The following is a 20,104-nucleotide window of genomic DNA, read 5'->3' on the forward strand; positions in this document are numbered from 1 at the left end:
GTAAATAATCATATAAAAAAGCCAAGGCACTCAGTGCCTTGGCTTTTTCTCATTTACGTCTTAAGCATTTTTTACTTTATTGGCTAAGCCAAAATGTAAACCTAAGCCAACACAAAGCAGTGCACTTAACGTAATCACCATACCTAAATGGTGAATGATTCCCGCGCAGCCTAAACCCAGTCCCAACAGAATGTAATAAAACAGTCCGAAAAGTGCACCAGCAGATCCCGCATAGGTGCGGTAGTTTGCCAGAGCCGAGCTGAGTATGTTCGGAATCGCGATACCGTAAGCAATCACAATCAAGAGCATAGGCGCTAAAAAGTAAACATTATTCAGCCCTAAAACAGTCGATTGGAATAGCCAAATACCCAGACCACCAACAAGTGCGATAGCACTGGCTAAGCGAACCAGTCGTGCACCAGTGTGGCCTCGACCCAGCATTATTTTATTAACATAACTGCCAAGGAATGTACCAAAGCCTAACAGTAAGCCACTGGTACCAAAGGCAAGCGTCGATAACCCTTGCGCCTCAAACATAAATGGCGCCAGTGAAAAGTAGCTAAACCACATCAGATTAAACGCCACCACCAACAAGGTGTTCTTAATAATCCCGCTGTCACTAAGCATCTTAATCGCTAACTCGCCTATCGCGATTTTCTGGGTGTGTGCGGGTTTGGTTTCAGGTAAAGATTTTACCGACAAAAATAACAACACGATTGCAGAGACCATGAGTGCGACAAACACACCTTGATATCCCCAATACGCACTGAGAACACTGCCCAATAGCAATCCGATAACTGGGCTTATTCCAAGTGACATACCCATTACAGAAAATACTTTCGCTAATTCCTCTCCGCTATAACTGTCACGCATCATAGTTTGGGTAATCACAGACCCCACTGCCGCGCCAAAGGCCGACAATACGCGGACCATCAACAACAGGCTAAAGTCGCTAACCATCAAGGCTAATGCTGAGCCAATGGCATAACAGACTAATCCTGCGAGCATAGCTTTACGGCGACCAATAATGTCGGCTAAGCGGCCCCAGCAAAATACGCCGATAGCAAAGGCCATAAAGTACACAGATAAGGTTTGCGATGCGCCAGCAACCGACACCGCAAAGTTTTCTGCAATATTAGGCAAAGCTGGGCTATAGATGGTTTCCATAATTTGCGGAAACATCATTAGCAGCACAACGAGCCCTAATGGTGGTTTTATATTCATGATTTTTAGTCCATTTCAGTCATCCAAATGAGTTGGTTTACCGAAATGTCGCTCCATACTTGTCAAAGATGGCGCAGTATAGATAAAATCCAAATGTGTCCATTAGCAACACTTAGACAAAAAACATCAAAAATAGGACAAAATGGCCTTTATTCTACCTGAACAGCAATTTAATCCAGACCAGCTGGATAATCTGGTCATTGGCATTGCCGCAGATATGGGCGAACACGACTCGGGAGTGCATTACCACAGAAAAGCACAACTGCTGTACGCTCCCACAGGCGTGATGAGATTCACCCTAGCCGATACTCAAATGGTGTTACCGCCAACGCGTGCGGCTTGGTTGCCAGCTGGCGTTAAGCACAGCGTTACCATGCGTAATGTGGTTGCCTATCGCTCACTCTACTTTGAACCAGAAACCGTCACTTCATTGCCCGATAAAGTCACTATTTTCCATGTAAACCCGCTACTCAAAGCGTTAATCGACACTATGTCGTTTTGGCCTTGGGACAAACCAAGAAGCACTCAGCACAATGCCTTTTTGCTGCTCTGCGAAGAATTGGGCCATGCCGCGGAAGAAAATCTGGCTTTACCCCTCCCACAGGATAAACGTTTAAAAATCTGGCTTGCGCAACAGCAGCAACACCAAAAACCGCCAGCTAATCTTAAGGATATGGCAGTAGAAATCGGAGCCAGTGAACGCACAATTAGCCGCATTTTTAGCGCACAGACGGGAATGGCTTATCAAGCATGGCGCCAGCAATGGCGTTTACTCTCAGCCATTGAACAGTTGGCGGCGGGGGTATCGGTAGCGCAGGTGGGCTTTAATTTAAAATTTTCCAGTGACAGTGCCTTTATCAGCTTTTTTAAGCAATATACCGGTACCACTCCGGCGCAATATTTTAAATCCCCTAGCATTTAGCCAAATATCCAATCCTTCGAGTACAACTCAGGTGAGGCAATTTCCCCGCTCAACCGAAAGCGGTACTTTCCATTTAGCGCCCGTTGGCGACTTGCTGTGTTATAGTGCGGAAGTCTTTTCCCAGATCGCAATATACGAATCCCTTGAAAAAAATCGCTTTATTTGTGGATGTACAAAACATCTATTACACCTGCCGTGAAGCCTATGGCCGCCAATTTAATTACCGTAAATTATGGCAACACTTAGGTTACGAAGGCGACATAGCGTTGGCCGTGGCTTATGCCATCCACAAGGGGGACGATGGGCAGTTAAAATTCCAGGACGCGTTAAAGCACATAGGCTTTGAAGTGAAGTTAAAACCTTTCATTCAGCGCAGCGATGGCTCGGCCAAAGGCGACTGGGATGTGGGGATCACTATCGATATTATGGAAGCGGCGAGTGAAGTCGATACTGTTATCTTATTGTCTGGTGATGGCGATTTCGATTTATTGCTGCAAAAAATCCATCAAAAATATGGCGTTGAAACCCAAGTCTATGGCGTCCCTACCCTGACGGCTAAATCCTTAAGGGATGCTGCGTCTCAATTTCACCCCATCGATGAAGTGCTCTTGCTCTAGCGCAAATAAAAAATGCTGCTATCCATCACGACAGCAGCATCTGAAGTTCACTATTTTAGCCATCAAAGTTACAACACATCTAATGATAGGTAATGTCCGAATACATAGGTGCGAGACGTTTTAGGAGGGCATTGCGGGTCGATAATGGTATGTGTTGCTCCTTCATCGATTCAATTAAATGGCCCACTAAGGCATCAAAATCCGCCTGAGTAATATTCAACCCTTGATGACTCAGTGCCATATTTTCACCGTGATACACGCAACCGCCATCAGCAATCAGACAAAAATGCTCAATGGCGCGCTCACGAAATAACACGATATCCGTCTCTTGGAAGTGATGCACTATGCGTGGATCGGTTGCTATGCGGGCAAGTAAGCCATCGACAATCGCCGATAAACCGGCTTCACCACCTAGCTCTTGGTATAAGGTTTGCGGGCTTGAGGTGTCATTATTTGAGTTAACCTGTGGCGCCGATGTTTCAGCCGTTTGCACTGCACAGCCAGTGAAAAAAAGCAAAGCGGCGACAGGTAATAACTTCAGCAATAAACGACTCATAGTGTTCCCTCCACCGACACATACCAACCTTGCTGATCGGCAAAACCCGCAATACTGCCTAAATTCGCATAAGCCGTGACCACGGAAAGATGCTTATTGATAAACCAAGCTAAAAACACATCTTGCCAATCATCTTCACGGGCAAAAGCTAACTCATTGGGTTTCTGGCGATATTCAATACCCAGCGCCACATTATCCGTCAGCAATACCGCCGCAGACGCTTCGAGCACAAACTGGTAATCATTACTGGCTTGGGTACCAAAACCCAATAAACCCGTTTGATTCGCCTTGGTCGCGCGCACGGTACCATTAAGTAATAAATTGCGCCCCGCCACCGCATCGAAAAATACTTTGCTGGCCGCAATATACACATCTAACCCCCAATCATCCCGCGCCCCAACCGCCTGAGGAATCGCAAAGTCATCGACTCTTTTATACTGGGCACCTAAGGTAATTTGCGGCATAGCCGTATAAAGTAACTCGCCGGCAAGCTTGTATTTTACCCCAAAGATATCTTGGCCTAACTCGCCGCCCATAGTATCTAAATCAAAGGTTTGCCGTGCAACGCTGAGCTCGAATCGATTATCAAAACTCAATGAAGCGCCAATCACTTTCAGCGTAAAGTCATCGACATAAACGCCTGTCGCCATCGCCGTAGCGGACCATTCATCGCTACTGCCATAACCGTTGATCACCGCCCACGGCACTATGCCACCGCCAGCACTGCCCTCAATCGTCGTCCCGCCGCCAGTCGCAACCACGCGGCTACCTTCGGCAAACGCAGGAGCAGGAACTGTGCCCAACAGTAAACACAGGCAAGGCAAAGCCTTCACATAATTCCAAGCTAATGAATTCAACTTCAATGCATTCATGGCAATGTTCACTCGCTACTCCGCTTTATTCTTTCGAAGACGTCTAATTTTAACGCCTTTTGTGCGCTTTCTTAGGCAAATTAACTTATGTGTCAGAGGGATTTTTATGGTTAAACGCTTCAAACCACAGATCAAATTCAGCCGCTTTTAAGGGTTTTGAAAACACATAGCCTTGGATGATGTCGCAATTGAGGTTACGCAGGATTTCAACGCCTTCTGGTTCCTCAACCCCTTCGGCCACGACGGTAAAACCTAGACCGTGGATCAACTGAATGCTCGTGTTTACTATCATCACATCTTGGCTATTCGTGAGCATGTCTTTGATAAAACTACGATCAATCTTCACTTCATTGACGGGCAAAATTTTCAAATAAGCTAAGGATGAATGCCCCGTGCCAAAGTCATCGATGGCGACGGATACACCCATGTCACGGAATCGCTGCAATACGCTCACCACAGTTTGTGCATCTTTCATCACAGCGCCTTCGGTAACTTCGATGCAGAGTGCGCCGCTTGGCAGATTATTATCTTTTAATAAACTAGCAATTTGATTCGGCAAACGGGTATCGACTAAATCATGGGCCGACAGGTTAATGGCCAGTTTTAGCTGCATACCTCGCTGCTGCCATGCGACTAATTGTTTAATCGCCTGCTTCAACACCCATTGGCTGACGATATCAATGTTGCCTGAATTTTCAGCGAGTTGAATAAACTCATCGGGCGGAATAAACCCTAAGGTTGGATGCTGCCAGCGGATCAGTGCCTCGGCGCCAGTACACTGATTTAAGTGTAAATCCACCTTAGGTTGAAACACGAGATAGAGTTGGTTTTGCGCCAAACCTATGGGTAAATCGCGGATAATAGTCAGCTCACGCTGGTATTTCTCATCGGCACCCTGACGATAACTGACGATGCGTTGCTCCTCGAGACAGGCTTGATTGAGGGCAATTTCGGCGCGGCGCACTAACACATCGATATCGGCACCATTGCCATCGATTTCCAGTAATCCCGCCCGCACGGTAAGAGAGATATTTGAGCCTTGGATTGGAAATGGCGACTCCAACATATCCAATGATTTCAACAAGTGCTCGGGACGAATACCTTGGCTATATAGGAGTAAAAAAGAGTCGCCATCTAATCGCGCGAGTAAATCCGGTGTGGGGGCTAATTGCTCTAAACGGCGGGCAAAAAGCACCAACAAGGTATCTGCGTTGGCAAAACCGATAATGTCGTTGATATGGCGAAAATGTTTAATATCCAGCAATACCATAGCGCCGGCTAGCTCATGTTTAAGATCCGCTAAATGCTGTTTTGCCGCAAAACGATTGAGCAATCCCGTCAAACTGTCGTGGCGGGATTGATAGACTAAATCCTTTTCCCGCGCCTCAATATCGTCGCGCATCAAGGACAAACTTTTGGCCAACACCCGCAGTTCTGCTGGCGCACCTTGAATACTGCCAGGCTGCTTACCTTGACCAATTTTACGGGCATAGGTTACCAATTGATGCACGGGCTCAGTCAAACTGCCCGACAACCAAATCGCAATCACAATCGCCAGCGCTAAGGTCAAGGCAAAAATCAGCAACATATTATTGCGTAGATGCTGATAACTTTGCTGCCACTTAAGGTTTGACTGATGCAGTAGGGCTAATTGGCTGCCGTTATGATCATAAAGTTTGATCGCCATGGACAGATAGTCTACGGGAATGTTCTCACTGGGCATTTTCAGTAGGCTGGGGAATAGGCTCGCTTGCTCTACCACACTGCGTTTTTCATCGTCGGATAAGGTTGACGCGATTTCGGTACGACCCGTGGCTTGATTGACAAAGCTCACATCGATACCGGTAATGGCTTTAGCTTGTTGAGCGACTTTCTCATCCAATAGGAATCCCATTCCGACCCAAGCTATCAAAGTCGGCGCCTTCACGGGCTGCAACACAAACTGATAGCTGGCATGATCAAAATTGAGGATAGCTAAAGCATTGTTATTGCTGGTGGTCATATCGAATAAGGATTGAATGTCATCCTGAGTGAGTCCGGGTAGACTCGAGGTCAAGAGCTCTCCTTTTGGAGACAACAATACTGCAGCGTCGGCGCCGATACGAGAGCCGTGATTGGATAACACTGACTCAATGGTTTCTTGCTCGCCGGTGGCAATCGCGCGCTTAAAACCAAAATCGGCACTGAGCACGGACAAACTTTGGCTGAGCTGAATACCGCGATTCGAAAGGACTTCGAGAAACACATTGGCACCAATATCTAAACTTTTTTGTTGCTGTAAAAAGTTGTCCCTTTCGGTCGCCGTCAATACAGAAAATGCCGTGGCAAACTGCACTAGAGTCAGCACAATAAAGAAAACTAAAATCAGCCGTGCGCGAAAACTATTTAGCATGTAATGGCTTGCCTTGAGCATCGTAGTGGCCAAATCCCGATGGCGGGGCTGACGGTTTAGCTTGGCGCTCAATGTCTAAGGACAAACTGAGTTGATTCGCGCCAGTGGTTAACATTAGCTCAGTCGGCTCGGAGGCCGCCTTCTGCCATGGATGCCAGAGTTTGACTTTATATCGACCGGCCGCAAGCTCCTTAAACTGGATCTCACCTTTTTCGTCCGTCACCGCGACAATGGGGCTATCCGCCACATAGATAAATGCCTGCATATAATCGTGAATATTGCAGCCAAGTGCGACTAAGCCGGGTTTATCGAACAGGATCGGCGCTTCGGCTTGACCCACATACAATTTAAGTTCGAAAGGTTTCGCCTCGGAAAAGGAATACACATGGTGACGAGTGCGATCTAGGTTAGGAAAATCTACCTTGGCGCCCTTAGGGACCGCCAACACAAAAGGGATAAAGGTTCGATTTTTTTGTGGCATTTCATAATGTACAACAGGCATAGCCTTATCGGGCATCACTGCCGGGATCAACTCCACAACAGTATCGGCAATCGCCTGCTGCTGTAAATCCACCAGCTTAATATTGAGCTCAGCGGCCATGACTTGAGGCGTCAGAGAGGCAGAAACACTCAGAACTAGAGCAAATAAAGCGCGATTTAAGATCATCAGTTACCTCGGGCATAATGATGCAAGGTCAACAAGTACCTTAGCTGAGTACGGCGTAAAACAAACTATTTTTATTCGTCTGGCATTGTACATCACTAATATATCGAATATTCCATTGGAACCTATAGAAGAGCGCCAAAACAGTAATCATTCTAATCGTCCAACTGCCATTACGCATGAAAGTGACCACAAATAATGGATAAACAACATCATACACACATTTAAAGCACGGATAACCACAAGCGTTTAAATCGACTATGGCGCTTAACTGAGATCAAATATCACTGCGAGCTCATTGGCTGAATAAAACAGTTGAATCTAGCCAACATAGGCCTGCCATGAACAATAAGCAATATAACTAACACACTGATCTGGCAAATGACTTTTTGTTGTTCATAGGCAATTAAAGCAAGCCCATATACGCCTCAATCTATCCATCTTTGACTGTAACTTTGCCGGCAATCTAATCTCAACTTATCCCAACTAAAGATAGTCAGGTTTCATATTTTTCGCCGCGAACAAACAAAAAAGGCCTACTTGATGTAGGCCTTTTTTACGCATTTATCCATCGAGAGAAACAAGCTTAACTGACGGTTAGCTCTTTATGCTCTTCGACTTTTTTACTGCCTCGCTTTGCCAGTGCGTAGTAGAACAATGGGGTTAGGATTAGACCAAACACAGTCACCCCAATCATGCCGGCGAATACTGCTACGCCCATGGCTTGACGCATCTCGGCGCCAGCGCCAGTGGAGAATACCATAGGCACTACTCCCATAATAAAGGCGATAGATGTCATCAAGATAGGACGTAAACGTAATCTTGCGGCCTCTAATATTGCATCCATAGGTGCCATACCGTGATCTTGTTTCTCTTTTGCGAACTCGACAATCAAGATAGCGTTCTTAGTCGCAAGTCCTACCAGCACTATGAGGCCAATTTGGGTGAAGATATTGTTGTCACCACCGTAAATTAACACTCCACTGAGGGCTGAGAGCAAGGTCATTGGAATGATTAAGATAATCGCCAATGGCAAGCTTAAGCTCTCGTACTGGGCTGCGAGCACCATGAACACCAGTAAGATCACCAGCGGGAAGACTAACAAGCCCGTATTGCCTGCTAAGATTTGCTGATAGGTCAACTCAGTCCACTCGTAGGTCATACCATTTGGCAGCGTCTCGGCGAGGATTTTCTCAATCGCTGCCTGCGCTTGGCCGGTACTCACACCTGCTGCTGGGCCACCGTTGATTTCAGCGGTCGTAAAGCCGTTATAGTGCATCACTCTGTCTGGGCCTGAGCTTTGGCTGACGTTGATGAACGACCCTAGCGGGATCATATCACCATTCAGATTCGGCACCTTCAGCTGACTTATCTGCTGCGGGCTTTGACGGAATGCCTCATCGGCTTGCATATTCACCTGATAGGTTCGACCGAAACGATTGAAATCGTTGACATAGGTCGAGCCCATATAGGTTTGTAATGTCTGGAAGATTTGATCGAGCGACACTGCCTGCTGTTTCGCTTTAGTTCGATCAATATCCAGTTCAAGTTGTGGCACGTTCACCTGATAGCTAGAGAAAATTCCGGCTAATTGAGGATCGGCCCACGCCTTGTACATCACTTGTTGGGTCACCTGATACAAGGCCTCATAACCAAGGTTGGCTCTGTCTTGAATTTGCAGACGGAACCCTCCTATAGTACCGAGGCCTTGCACAGGTGGCGGCGGGAAGATGGCAATAAATGCGTCTTGAATACCAGCAAACTCTTTATTCAATTGCCCAGCAATGGCATTCGCCGACAGCTCTGGACTCTTACGCAATTCAAAATCATCAAGCGCGACAAACACAACGCCTGAGTTAGGACTATTAGTAAAACCGTTGATGCTAAGGCCTGGGAAGGCAATAGAGTGCGCCACACCTGGGTGATTAAGGGCAATCTCAGACATCTTTTTGATAACGGTATCAGTACGTTCAAGGGATGCCGCATCGGGCAACTGAGCAAACGCCACTAAATACTGTTTATCTTGACCCGGTACATAACCCGTTGGTGTATGAGCAAATTGCACGCCTGTTAGCGCTACCATGCCTAAGTACACTAGGCCGATAATGCCGCCAAAACGGATCACTTTACGCACTAACCAACCATAGCCATCGGATGCACGGCTAAATAAGCGGTTAAAAGGCGCGAACAACCAACCACCGAGCAACTTGTCCATTAGACGGGTTAAACCATCCTTCGGCGCATCATGGCTCTTGAGCAATAACGCGGACAATGCTGGACTCAAAGTGAGTGAGTTAATCGCCGAGATAAAGGTCGAAATAGTGATAGTCAACGCAAACTGTTTATAAAACTGCCCGGTTAAACCACTCATAAACGCCGTAGGAATAAACACCGCCGCCAGCACTAAGGTGGTTGCCACAATCGGGCCGGTCACTTCTTTCATCGCCTTTTGCGTTGCCGCAACTGGGCTTAAACCAGCGGCAATATTACGCTCGACGTTTTCGACCACCACAATTGCATCGTCCACCACAATCCCGATGGCGAGCACGAGTCCAAACAGCGACAGTGCGTTAAGTGAGAAGCCGAGCAAATGCATAAAGGCAAAGGTACCAACTAACGATACAGGCACAGCCACCAGCGGAATAATTGAGGCGCGCCACGTTTGCAAGAACAGCACTACCACTAACACCACCAGCAACACGGCTTCAAGCAAGGTTTTCATCACCGCCTCAATCGAGCCGCGCACGAACACGGTTGGGTCGTAAACGATTTCGTACGTTAATCCTTCGGGGAATCCTTTAGACAATTCAGCCATTTTGGCGCGCACGTCATCGGAAATCTGAATCGCATTTGAACCCGATGCTTGGAACACAGGAATCGCCACTGCATCTTTGTTATCCAGAAGTGAGCGCAGCGCATAGCTTGTCGCACCCAGCTCGATACGAGCCACATCCTTCAAACGATTCACTTCACCGTTTTGGCCAACTTTGACAATAATATCTTCAAATTCAGACAGTTCAGTTAAACGGCCTTTCACGTTAATTAAGAGTTGGAAGTCAGCACTACCACTGGGCTGAGCACCTAAACTGCCCGCTGCCGCCTGTTGGTTTTGCTCGCGCACGGCGGCAATAATGTCCGCTGGCGATAAACCCAGCGCCGAGACTTTATTCGGGTCAAGCCAAATACGCAGGCTGTATTCCCCCGCGCCAAACAAGCGTACCGCGCCCACACCCTTGATACGTGCTAACTCATCTTTTACGTTGAGCGCCGCATAGTTAGACAAATACAGCATGTCATAACGGTTATCTGGCGACAGCAAATGCACCACCATGGTTAAGTCTGGCGATGATTTCTCGGTCACAATCCCGAGGCGTTGAACCTCCTGTGGCAAACGTGGCATAGCGCGATCGACACGGCTCTGTACTTGGTTTTGCGCCCTGTCTACATCTGTGCCAATCGCAAAGGTGATGGTCAAGGTCATGCGCCCATCAGATGTCGCCTGCGATGACATATACAGCATGTCTTCGACGCCGTTAATTTCCTGCTCCAGCGGCGAGGCCACGGTTTCGGCAATCACTTTAGGATTAGCGCCTGGGTAGTTAGCGGTCACCACGACTGTGGGCGGCACAACTTCAGGGTATTCAGTGATCGGCAACTGCCAAACGGCAATCGCCCCTGTGATAAAAAACAGCAGTGAGAGTACGGCTGCAAATATTGGTCTTTTAATGAAAAACTGCGACAACATGGTGTTCTATTCCTTAACCGCGGCTAGCCGTTTCGACCGCTTGCGCCGTCAAAGTATCTTGGTTTTTATCGAGCAATAACTGGGCTTGGCGTAATGCTTCAAGCTTGTCGCTGTCAACCATTTCAACCATATGCGGATCAATTTGCATCTTAGGCCGCACACGCTGCATACCGTTGACGACAATCTTGTCTTCGGCTTCTAAACCTTGAGTGACTATACGCAGCCCTTGGACTTTCTCGCCTAAGGTCACGCCGCGATATTCGACTAAACCATCGGCACCGACGACCAACACAAACTTATTGTTCAGATCTGTGCCAACGGCTTTATCGTCAATCAAGATACCTTCATAAGCGCCGCTGCCTGCGGTGCGAAGGCGGGCAAATAAGCCAGGCAATAAGCTATTGTCTTCATTGTCAAAGGTGGCTCTCACGCGAATGGTGCCGGTTTGCTTATCCATCGCATTATCCACAAAGTCCACCATGCCGATATGCTGATAATCACGCTCATTGGCTAAGGCCATGTACACAGGATTGTCGCCTGCGCGGGGATCGTTGCGTTTCTTCTCGGCCGTTAATTTCACGTATTTAAGGTAGGTTTGCTCATCCACATCAAAATAGGCATACATGCTGGCGGTAGAGACTAAGCTGGTCAGCACACTCTGCCCTGCGGTGACATAGTTACCCGCAGTGACGTTGGCATAGGACACGCGGCCATCAATCGGCGCTTGTACTTGGGTATAAGCTAAATCAAGCTCGGCGCGCATCAGCGCCGCTTTCACCGAAGCCACTGCTGCCGCGGTCTGACGTTTGTTCGACTCACGGGTATCGAGTAACTCGGCGGATACCGCTTTTTGGTCAAACAATTTATGGGCTCGTTCGAAGTCATTGGTGGCCAGTTGCTCAGCAGAGAGTGCGCTAGCAAGATCTGCTTTTAACCGGGCCACTTCCGCTTCAAAAACACTGGGATCGATGCGGAATAACACCTCGCCTTTTTTCACTAAGGCGCCTTCTTTAAAATTCACTGAGTCAATATATCCAGATACACGTGGGATAAGGGTGACACTTTCTGGCGCCTGTAAACGGCCGGTAAACTCGTCCCATTCGGTCACTCGCTCATGCAATACTTGAGCGACATCCACCATAGGCGCACTAGATGCTGGCCCCTGCTGCGCTGTTTGCTCACCACAAGCAGAAAGAACGAAAGCGGCCACAGCCGTTAACATCATTATTCGTAAGGGTTTATTGCTCTTCATATTACTATCCTCAAAGTGGCGGGCATGTCACGCTGTTCGAACCACACACATTTAAATACCGACTGGTAAAAAATATTCTGTACTGGACGGTAATATATAGCGTAAAATGACTCTGTCAACAAATTTATGTACCGATTGGTATTAAATTAAAGGCGCGCACTAACCTTCACTTTGCAATGCGCCCTTAGGCGGTAAGCCACAAGTTTGATCTTCAACGCATTTTTATGAATATTGAGGCGAACGCTGACTGACACGGATTGAATGCTGAACTTAGGTGACAGCTTGAATGACTAAGTAGACAGATCCCCTTAGTCAGTCATCAGTCAGCAAGTGTGGCTGGACACGGACTAAACCCATGTCTATCCTAGGGGCAATTGAGAATTGAGGAGCCTAATGATGTCAACCGTCACCCCGACGCCCTGTGTAGGTCGCCCACGTGCCTTCGACACTGACGATGCATTAGCCAAAGCCTTAGAAGTCTTTTGGCGCAAAGGTTTTGAAGGTACGTCGTTAACCGATTTAACCCAAGCTATGGGCATTAATAAGCCAAGCCTTTATGCCGCCTTCGGCAATAAAGAACAGTTATTTCTCAAAGCGATAGAATTATATGAACAACGCCCCTGTGCGTTTTTCTATCCCGCGCTGGAGCAGAAAACCGCCTATCTAGTGGTCGAGTCAATGCTGCTCGGGGCCGCGAGCTCCTTGGTGGATAAAAGCCATCCGCAGGGATGTTTGATTGTTCAAGGGGCATTAACCTGCAGTGAAGCAGGGCAAGCGATTAAAGACACTTTGATTAATCGTCGCCGCGACGGTGAAATCGCCCTGTGCGAAAGATTGCAACGCGCTAAAGATGAAGGGGATTTGCCCGCAGATGCCGAGCCGTTACTGCTTGCCCGTTATGTCGGCACAGTATTGCAAGGCATGGCCGTACAAGCGACCAGTGGGATTTGCCCGAATGAATTACGCAAAGTCGCCGAGCTAGTGCTCGCTAACTTTCCGCGCAATGATGAGTCCTGATCCATAAATTCTAATGCACAAATCCTAATGCGCACAAACAATAAACCCCAGTTGAGTTCTCACTTAACTGGGGTTTAATTTATGCTTTGCTTTATTTCTGTCCAACCATTTACTTCTGCACAACCAAGAGTTCTCTAAACTGTTGCCTGAGTCGTTTCAATAATGGCAAGTTGCTTTTATCTTGATGCTGGATCACATCGACGTTTGCATACCAGCCTATCTGCTCAAATTCTATGGGAACGCGAGTCAAGTTACCCGATAAAACTGAGCTGGATGCCATATGCTCTGGCAACAGACACCAACCATGGCCCTGTAATGCGAGCTCCAATAACACGTAATAGTTATCGGCATACCAAACATCAGGACTGAACGCCTGCTGAAAACTGCTGGTTTTAGTATTACGTGAGCGGATGCATAATTGTCGATACAGTCGCAATGAGTCTATGTTCGGTGCAACTGATTTCGCTAAGGGATGCGAACTCGCCACATACAGATCAAATTGAATCACACCAATACTCTCAAAATCGATACTACTTGGCATAGATAATTCGCTAAAAATTAGTCCTGTAGATGCTCTTCCCGAATGCACCATGTCGATAATATCTATGCTTGAGGCACTGAGAAACTCGAGTTCGATATTAGGGAAATCACTTTCTAACAACTGAATGATTTCAGATATTCTCTGTATAGGAATGCCTTCATCCATCGCAAGGCACACTTCTGAAGATTGACGACTAAAAAGCGATAAGGCGGTATGTTTGAGCCTTCTATGTTGAAGAATCGTCGCTCTTGCGTAGGGCAATAATTTACTGCCTTCGGCCGTTAATACCGGATAACGACCCGAACGGTCAAATAACTCAACCCCACAATCAATTTCAAGATTCATCACATGCTGGCTAATCACGGATTGTGCTTTCTTCAATTGCCTTGCGGCATTCGAAAATGAACCAGATTCTACGGTTTCTATAAAGGCTTCGAGCTGTTCGAGACTAAACATATCGCTTTTACCGATACTATCTAACTATTACTTATCCCTATACTAGATAAAATTATGGCCATAGTCACATTGAATGAATGGGAAATAGCCATGAAAACGACAGAACGTATCTTTAACGCCTTACTCTTTGAAGCGATTGCACTCGCGATTATTATCCCGGTTTCTGCCCTCATATCAGGCAAGGGAACCAGTGAGCTTGTCATAGTCGGTATCGCTTTGAGTCTTTATACCGTGGTGTGGAACTACTTCTACAACCTAGGATTCGACAGGGTATTTGGGGCAAATCGAGAGCGACGCACTTTAAAAAACCGAATACTGCATACCTTTGGATTTGAAGGGGGACTTATTTTCATTAGCATACCGACCATCGCTTGGTTTTTACAGATAGGCTGGTTGGCAGCCATGGGCTTAGAAGCGGCTTTTTTGATCTTTTTCTTCTTCTACAGCACCCTATTCCATTGGTGCTATGACAAGTATCAGCCCTATAAGACTTGGTTTACGATGCAAGCCACCAAGGTCAAATAGCCCAGCCAACATCAACATCAACACAACACACCATCAAACGAACCTCACTAAGCACTTTAGCGGTTCGTTTGATGGCCGTTTTGAAACCTATCCATTTCAATTTCTTCTACTTAGCAAAAATGCTAAGCCTGTTCATTCGTTGCCCAGCGCAAAATCCCACTTAAATATGGTAAACACAGTAAACGAAAGTAATAGACCCGCACACAGCAAACTGAGGTTGTTGAAATATCCTATGAACATCACAAAAGTACTCGCTATCAATAATTAATATTCAAATCATTAGTCTAGATATAATTCTTTATGCTATAAAAGCCATATATTAAGCAGGGAGATGGAAGCAAAATGCGTGTAGGGAACAGAGTGAAGCTCAGGATGCAGCAGGCATTAAATTTGCCCTCAGCATTAATACTTAGCGTCGTTTTATTACTCGCATCTATGGTTTACAACATGGCACTCGCCCAAGAAAGCAATGCTGTGCCCGCAGAATCCCAACCTCAAACGATAACTTTAGCTGCAGAAGACAGTTGGCCGCCCTTTGCCAATCAGTTTGGCCAAGGTATTTCCCACCGTTTAATTCAAGCCGCCTTTAAGCAGTCGCATATTGAAGTAAATAGCTTAGTCGTGCCCTATTCTCGTGCCTTGATGATGGCAGAAAAAGGCGCAGTAGACGGGGTATTTAATGTCACCCGCGAGATCAGCACCGAGCAACGTTTTATCTTTGGCAAAACCCCACTGCTTGTTGCAACCGCATCATTTTATCAAAAAAAACAAAAACCTATATTGGCTGACAACAAATGGGCACTACCAAAAGGCGCGGTTATTGGAGTAATTAAAAGCTATGAATATGGCGATGAGTTTCCCAAATTAGTCAAACAGCAACAGCTCAATATCGTCACCGTCGCTAATCAGCAGCAATTAATTAATTTATTGTTGATTGGACGCATAGATGCCGCCTTAATGTTCGATTTAGTCGCGAAAGAAAACCTGAAAAAAATGGGCGTAGATGATGACGTCATTCCTGTATTTGCTAACCATAGCAGCGATATTTTTTTGGCATTCTCGAAGGAAAACCCACAGGCGCAGACCTTAGCGACCCAACTCGACGCGGGCTTATCACTGCTAAAAGCCACAGGCCAATACGAAAAATTACTCTTAGTCGCTGACTAATTCCCTATCGCTGCGAGCGAATAATCTCTTGATTCACCCAATATAATAGCTGCTTGATGGCCTTAGACAGGATCTGATTCTGGCGCACAATATAGCCCAAACTGGTTGTGGGAAATTGTGGCAGCGGAGTGACTTTAGTGGTCAAATTCGCCTTAGTATAAACCGAAAACTCCGGCACGATAGCGACCCCAAATCCCGCCTCGGCCCAATCGATTTGCGCGTCAACACTGCCCACCTCCATAATTCTGTAATTCGATAAGTTCAGCGACGGCAGTGCGGGATCGAGCAATTCGCGAGTTCGCGTATCGTGACCCAGTAGAATTAACGTCGGTTGCTCGGCTAAGGGCGTATCCACAGAAGGCGTTGCCTGTTGCCATTGTTGTAAATTGTCCCCGATTGCACACCATTTAATCTGTTGTAGTTCAGTAAAATGCAGTGGCTGACTCTCCTTTTGCGCGATCACAAACCCTAAATCCGCCTCGGCATTGGTCACTAACTCAGAAGCTTGGGATGAGGTAGTATTGAGCAGCGAGAAATCAATCCCAGGGAACTCCGCCTTAAAGAGCTGAAACGGCTGGATCAACAATAACCGCGAGATAATGTCGCTGGCGGCGATGGTCAAGGTACCCTGACTAAGGTCGTTAATCGCATTGAGATCCGCCTGACAGATTTGTAGCTCCATCAAAGTCTTTTGACTCGTCTCCAACAGACGAAACCCTGCCTGCGTTAATCGAAAGGGATTACGATCAATCAACTTGACCCGAGTGCTTTGCTCTAACTGCTTAATATGCAAGCTAACATTGGGCTGCGTCATGTGCAGCGCCGTGGCCGCTTTGCCAAAATGCTTATGTTCAGCCAAAGTCACAAAAGTCTTTAACCAATTTATATCGAGCATAAAACCCCCTATTGCAGAGTATTAGCGTTAATTATCACCAATGATATATGAAATCCTTATTGAGATGATAACCATAATTAATTTCTCTTATTCAAATGACGGGTCTAGCATAGCGTCTTAATCAATGTGGAGATGATGTTATGCCGTCTATCGTGGTTGTGGGTGCAAATTGGGGTGATGAAGGCAAAGGCCGCATCGTAGATTATTTAGCCGCGGATGCCGCTGCCAGTATTCGCTTTCAAGGCGGTAACAACGCCGGACATACCGTAGTCAACGACTATGGCACCTTTAAATTACACCAATTACCGAGTGGCATTTTCAACCCTAACTGCATTGCAGTATTGGGCCCTGGCATGGTGATCAGCCCAGAAAAGCTCAGCGTTGAAATTGCTGAAGTACAAGCAACAGGTGTTGAAGTCAAATTATGCATTTCTGACCGTGCGACCCTGTGCTTACCTTTGCATGCATTAGAAGATACCTTAGAAGAACAACGTCTTGGCGATTTAGCCTATGGTTCAACCCGTCAAGGGATTGCACCTGCCTATGGTGATCGCGTGATGAAAAAAGGCATTTTAGTCGGTTGGTTAAACCAACCTGAAGTGCTGCAAGAACGTATTCAATTTATGCTCGACTGGAAAATGCCACAATTAAAGGCACTTTATCCAAGCTGTGATTTTAATCAAACTGCCGCTGAAATGACTGCATGGTTATTAGAAGTGACTGCGCCATGGCGTCCATTTATTTGCAATGTGACTGAGCCATTAAAAGCATTACAAAAACAAGATGCAAGCTTACTGTTTGAAGCGCAATTAGGTGCTGGCCGCGACTTAGTGTACGGCGAATACCCTTACACCACCTCATCAAACGTGACTGCGGCTTACGCAGGTATCGGTAGTGGTTTACCTGCGCTACGCCCAGAGCGCGTAATTGCGGTAGCGAAAGCCTTTAGCTCATCAGTAGGTACAGGCACGTTAGTGACGGCAATGGAAGAGCAAGACGCGTTCCGTGAAAACGCCAATGAATTTGGTGCAACCACAGGCCGTCCACGTGACATGGGTTACTTCGATGCTGTTGCCACCCGTAATGGTGTTGAGCTGCAAGCGGCAACTGAAATTGCCCTAACTAAGATTGATTGCCTTTCAGGGATGAAAGATCTGAAAATCTGTGTTGCCTATGAAGGTGAGCACACTGAGAACCCAATTTGGCCACAAACTGCCGCGTTGAGCCCAGTGTATGAGCAAATGCCAAGCTGGAGCGAAGATATTACCGGTTGTCGCACCTTTGAGAGCCTGCCAGTGGCCGCGCAACACTATGTTGAACGTATTGAAGCCCTAATGGGTGTGCGCGTTAGCATGGTTTCTGTTGGGCCTGAGCGCGATCAAATGATCATCCGCTAGTCGCGAAGTTTACCCTACAAAAAAGCCATATTCGCTTCGGTGAATATGGCTTTTTACTTTTATATCGTTTGTCATTGAAGAATCTCTCAAGACGCTGGTAGCTGGATTGATATATCTAGTACTAAGTATTTGATACTCAAAGATCGCAGCGTAATGAAATGGCATTACTCTTCAAATACGTATTTATCTATCATACCGACCATACGGCCAATTTCGGGTTTAGTAATAGTGTCATTCGCCCCCAATGCTATTGCCTTTATACGGTTATCCTCGCTCATTAGGGAAGAAAACATCACAATCGGCATGTGTTGATATGCCTTGGATTCTCTTAAGCGTTTAACCAGATGCATGCCATCCATGCGAGGCATTTCAACGTCCGTGATTACAGCACTGACAAAGTCTGAAATAGAAGCATTATCTTGTTCAGCCAGACTCTCAAATTCCATTAGCATTTCAAGCGCATCACCACCATCTTTAGCTGTAATAATGTTATAACCTGCACTGCGGAGCGTATTTTCAATCATTTTGCGAATAAAAGCGGAGTCATCGACGACCAAAATGGTTTTCGCTTCTCGTTTCGCCAGCATTTTATCATTGATCAGCACGCTCCTATCGAGGGTGACATCGTACTTATCCATACTCAGCTCGGGATTGATATCGGCAATGATTTTCTCAAAATCCAATATCATAATCAGCATGCCATCACGGCGAACCACGGCAACGACACAATCATTTTCACCCGCTTCTAAAAACTGACTCGGCGATTCAACTTGCTCCCACGACACCCGATGAATACTACGAACACTATCAATTAAGAAGCCATTAATCATCTTATTAAAATCAGTGACGATAACGACCTTATGGGTTAAATCTTCCGGTGTCGATATGCCTAGCCAACCAGCAAGATCGACTAAAGGGATCAGCTTTTCTCGCAAAGAGAACACCCCCACCATATGCGGTTGTGCATTGGGATAGTCGGAGGTTTCTGGCACCCGAATCACTTCCCGCACTTTGGCGACATTGATCCCGTAATGACAGACTTTATGGCCGCCGTTAGGGAGAATCTTATGCAGATGAAACTCAATAATCTCGAGTTCATTTGTGCCACTTTCGGTCAATATTTCTGATTTTTTTATTTCGCTCATATGAAGCTCTCAACCTAGCAAATCAACATAAGAAAGGTATTCCAGCTATCAGTATAGGAAGGGATTAATGAGTTAGGCACGATAGTGCGATTTTACTGCCTGATTAGCGTGATATTTCTTGAATATGAGTTGATCACAGATTGATCACGGGCTTACTTTTGTTTAAAGAGATAAGCCGCTAAACTAATGCGCAATAAAACTATCTAAAATAGCCGTAACCCATGCCGCAATTTAGCCCGACCTTTTCCTTTCCAGTGCAAATCTACTATGAAGATACTGATTTTTCTGGCGTGGTGTATCACCCCAACTTTTTGAAATACTTCGAGCGTGCCCGTGAGCATGTAATTGGTGCGGAGCGTTTAAGTGCCTTGTGGCAACAAAACCAGCTGGGTTTTGCTGTGTATCGTAGCGATATGCTGTGCCATGAAGGGGTGGAGTTTGCCGATATTATCGATGTGCGCACTCAGTTTTACTTCGAAAGTAAGTACCGCACTGTGTGGCAGCAGGAGATTTGGCGTCCACAAGGTAAAAAGCCTGCCGTCACCGCCACCATTGAAATGGTGTGTATGAATCAAGCTCGCCAATTAGCGCCTATGCCAGCGGAGTTAATCGCCGTTTTAAGCCAAGGTTTTGCCTCAAAGGTGCAAAACTAATACGGGCGATTTGACTAAAGTGATAATGAATATCGTTAGAGCCCCGTAGGAATGGGGCGAGCAA

Annotated in this window: 17 protein-coding genes; 7 read left to right on the top strand and 10 right to left on the bottom strand. The window is 46.5% G+C overall.

The window, feature by feature from the left end:
* Positions 1-60: 60 nt before the first annotated feature.
* On the bottom strand, positions 61-1,224 hold the full coding sequence (locus Q4Q57_RS16120; protein ID WP_311891369.1) for a multidrug effflux MFS transporter: 1,164 nt from the start codon (positions 1,222-1,224) through the stop codon (positions 61-63).
* 142 nt (positions 1,225-1,366) lie between these two features.
* Here Q4Q57_RS16120 and Q4Q57_RS16125 point away from each other — a divergent pair, with 142 nt between their 5' ends.
* Positions 1,367-2,146: a helix-turn-helix transcriptional regulator gene (locus Q4Q57_RS16125; protein ID WP_311891370.1), complete on the top strand. Its 780-nt coding sequence runs from the start codon at positions 1,367-1,369 to the stop codon at positions 2,144-2,146.
* A gap of 143 nt (positions 2,147-2,289) precedes the next feature.
* Positions 2,290-2,763: an NYN domain-containing protein gene (locus Q4Q57_RS16130; RefSeq protein ID WP_259562263.1), complete on the top strand. Its 474-nt coding sequence runs from the start codon at positions 2,290-2,292 to the stop codon at positions 2,761-2,763.
* A gap of 79 nt (positions 2,764-2,842) precedes the next feature.
* Here Q4Q57_RS16130 and Q4Q57_RS16135 read toward each other — a convergent pair whose 3' ends face one another.
* From Q4Q57_RS16135 to Q4Q57_RS16160, 6 genes are all read right to left on the bottom strand, one after another.
* Entirely contained in the window at positions 2,843-3,319 is a 477-nt protein-coding gene (locus tag Q4Q57_RS16135) for a group 1 truncated hemoglobin (RefSeq protein ID WP_311891371.1), read from the bottom strand.
* Complete coding sequence (locus Q4Q57_RS16140) at positions 3,316-4,191, bottom strand: DUF3034 family protein (protein WP_311891387.1); 876 nt, start codon at positions 4,189-4,191, stop codon at positions 3,316-3,318. Before Q4Q57_RS16140 ends, Q4Q57_RS16135 begins: the two co-directional genes overlap by 4 nt.
* An 85-nt stretch (positions 4,192-4,276) precedes the next feature.
* Positions 4,277-6,583 carry an EAL domain-containing protein gene (locus Q4Q57_RS16145; protein WP_311891372.1) on the bottom strand — a complete coding sequence of 769 codons (2,307 nt, stop codon included), beginning with the start codon at positions 6,581-6,583 and terminating at the stop codon, positions 4,277-4,279.
* Positions 6,573-7,250 carry a methylamine utilization protein gene (locus Q4Q57_RS16150; protein ID WP_311891373.1) on the bottom strand — a complete coding sequence of 226 codons (678 nt, stop codon included), beginning with the start codon at positions 7,248-7,250 and terminating at the stop codon, positions 6,573-6,575. Before Q4Q57_RS16150 ends, Q4Q57_RS16145 begins: the two co-directional genes overlap by 11 nt.
* 583 nt (positions 7,251-7,833) lie before the next feature.
* A complete protein-coding gene (locus Q4Q57_RS16155) occupies positions 7,834-10,992 on the bottom strand; it encodes a multidrug efflux RND transporter permease subunit (RefSeq protein ID WP_311891374.1) in 3,159 nt (1,052 codons plus the stop codon).
* Positions 10,993-11,005: 13 nt separating this feature from the next.
* Positions 11,006-12,244, bottom strand: a complete 1,239-nt coding sequence (locus Q4Q57_RS16160) for an efflux RND transporter periplasmic adaptor subunit (protein WP_311891375.1) — start codon at positions 12,242-12,244, stop codon at positions 11,006-11,008.
* A 393-nt stretch (positions 12,245-12,637) separates the two neighbouring features.
* Between Q4Q57_RS16160 and Q4Q57_RS16165 the strand changes: the two genes are divergently transcribed.
* Positions 12,638-13,261 (top strand): TetR/AcrR family transcriptional regulator, encoded by a 624-nt coding sequence (locus Q4Q57_RS16165; RefSeq protein ID WP_115334105.1) that lies wholly within the window; start codon positions 12,638-12,640, stop codon positions 13,259-13,261.
* A gap of 109 nt (positions 13,262-13,370) precedes the next feature.
* Here Q4Q57_RS16165 and Q4Q57_RS16170 read toward each other — a convergent pair whose 3' ends face one another.
* Positions 13,371-14,258, bottom strand: coding sequence for a LysR family transcriptional regulator (locus tag Q4Q57_RS16170; RefSeq protein WP_311891376.1), 888 nt, complete (start codon positions 14,256-14,258; stop codon positions 13,371-13,373).
* A gap of 90 nt (positions 14,259-14,348) precedes the next feature.
* Between Q4Q57_RS16170 and Q4Q57_RS16175 the strand changes: the two genes are divergently transcribed.
* Both Q4Q57_RS16175 and Q4Q57_RS16180 read left to right on the top strand, forming a co-directional pair.
* The gene (locus Q4Q57_RS16175) at positions 14,349-14,783 is read left to right on the top strand and encodes a PACE efflux transporter (RefSeq protein ID WP_311891377.1); all 435 of its coding nucleotides are present in this window, start codon (positions 14,349-14,351) and stop codon (positions 14,781-14,783) included.
* Positions 14,784-15,125: 342 nt separating this feature from the next.
* Complete coding sequence (locus Q4Q57_RS16180; RefSeq protein WP_311891378.1) at positions 15,126-15,950, top strand: transporter substrate-binding domain-containing protein; 825 nt, start codon at positions 15,126-15,128, stop codon at positions 15,948-15,950.
* A gap of 4 nt (positions 15,951-15,954) precedes the next feature.
* On the opposite strand, the gene Q4Q57_RS16185 is transcribed toward Q4Q57_RS16180, so the two are convergent.
* Positions 15,955-16,845, bottom strand: coding sequence for a LysR family transcriptional regulator (locus tag Q4Q57_RS16185; RefSeq protein WP_311891379.1), 891 nt, complete (start codon positions 16,843-16,845; stop codon positions 15,955-15,957).
* A gap of 140 nt (positions 16,846-16,985) precedes the next feature.
* Here Q4Q57_RS16185 and Q4Q57_RS16190 point away from each other — a divergent pair, with 140 nt between their 5' ends.
* Positions 16,986-18,242 (top strand): adenylosuccinate synthase, encoded by a 1,257-nt coding sequence (locus Q4Q57_RS16190; RefSeq protein WP_106651270.1) that lies wholly within the window; start codon positions 16,986-16,988, stop codon positions 18,240-18,242.
* A 164-nt stretch (positions 18,243-18,406) separates the two neighbouring features.
* On the opposite strand, the gene Q4Q57_RS16195 is transcribed toward Q4Q57_RS16190, so the two are convergent.
* Positions 18,407-19,387 (bottom strand): chemotaxis protein, encoded by a 981-nt coding sequence (locus tag Q4Q57_RS16195; protein WP_106651271.1) that lies wholly within the window; start codon positions 19,385-19,387, stop codon positions 18,407-18,409.
* A 221-nt stretch (positions 19,388-19,608) separates the two neighbouring features.
* On the opposite strand from Q4Q57_RS16195, the gene Q4Q57_RS16200 reads away from it, so the two are divergent.
* A complete protein-coding gene (locus Q4Q57_RS16200; RefSeq protein ID WP_106651272.1) occupies positions 19,609-20,040 on the top strand; it encodes a thioesterase family protein in 432 nt (143 codons plus the stop codon).
* Positions 20,041-20,104: the final 64 nt, after the last annotated feature.

The organism is Shewanella sp. SP2S2-6 (assembly GCF_031931965.1).
GTDB classification, from domain to species: Bacteria; Pseudomonadota; Gammaproteobacteria; order Enterobacterales; family Shewanellaceae; genus Shewanella; species Shewanella baltica.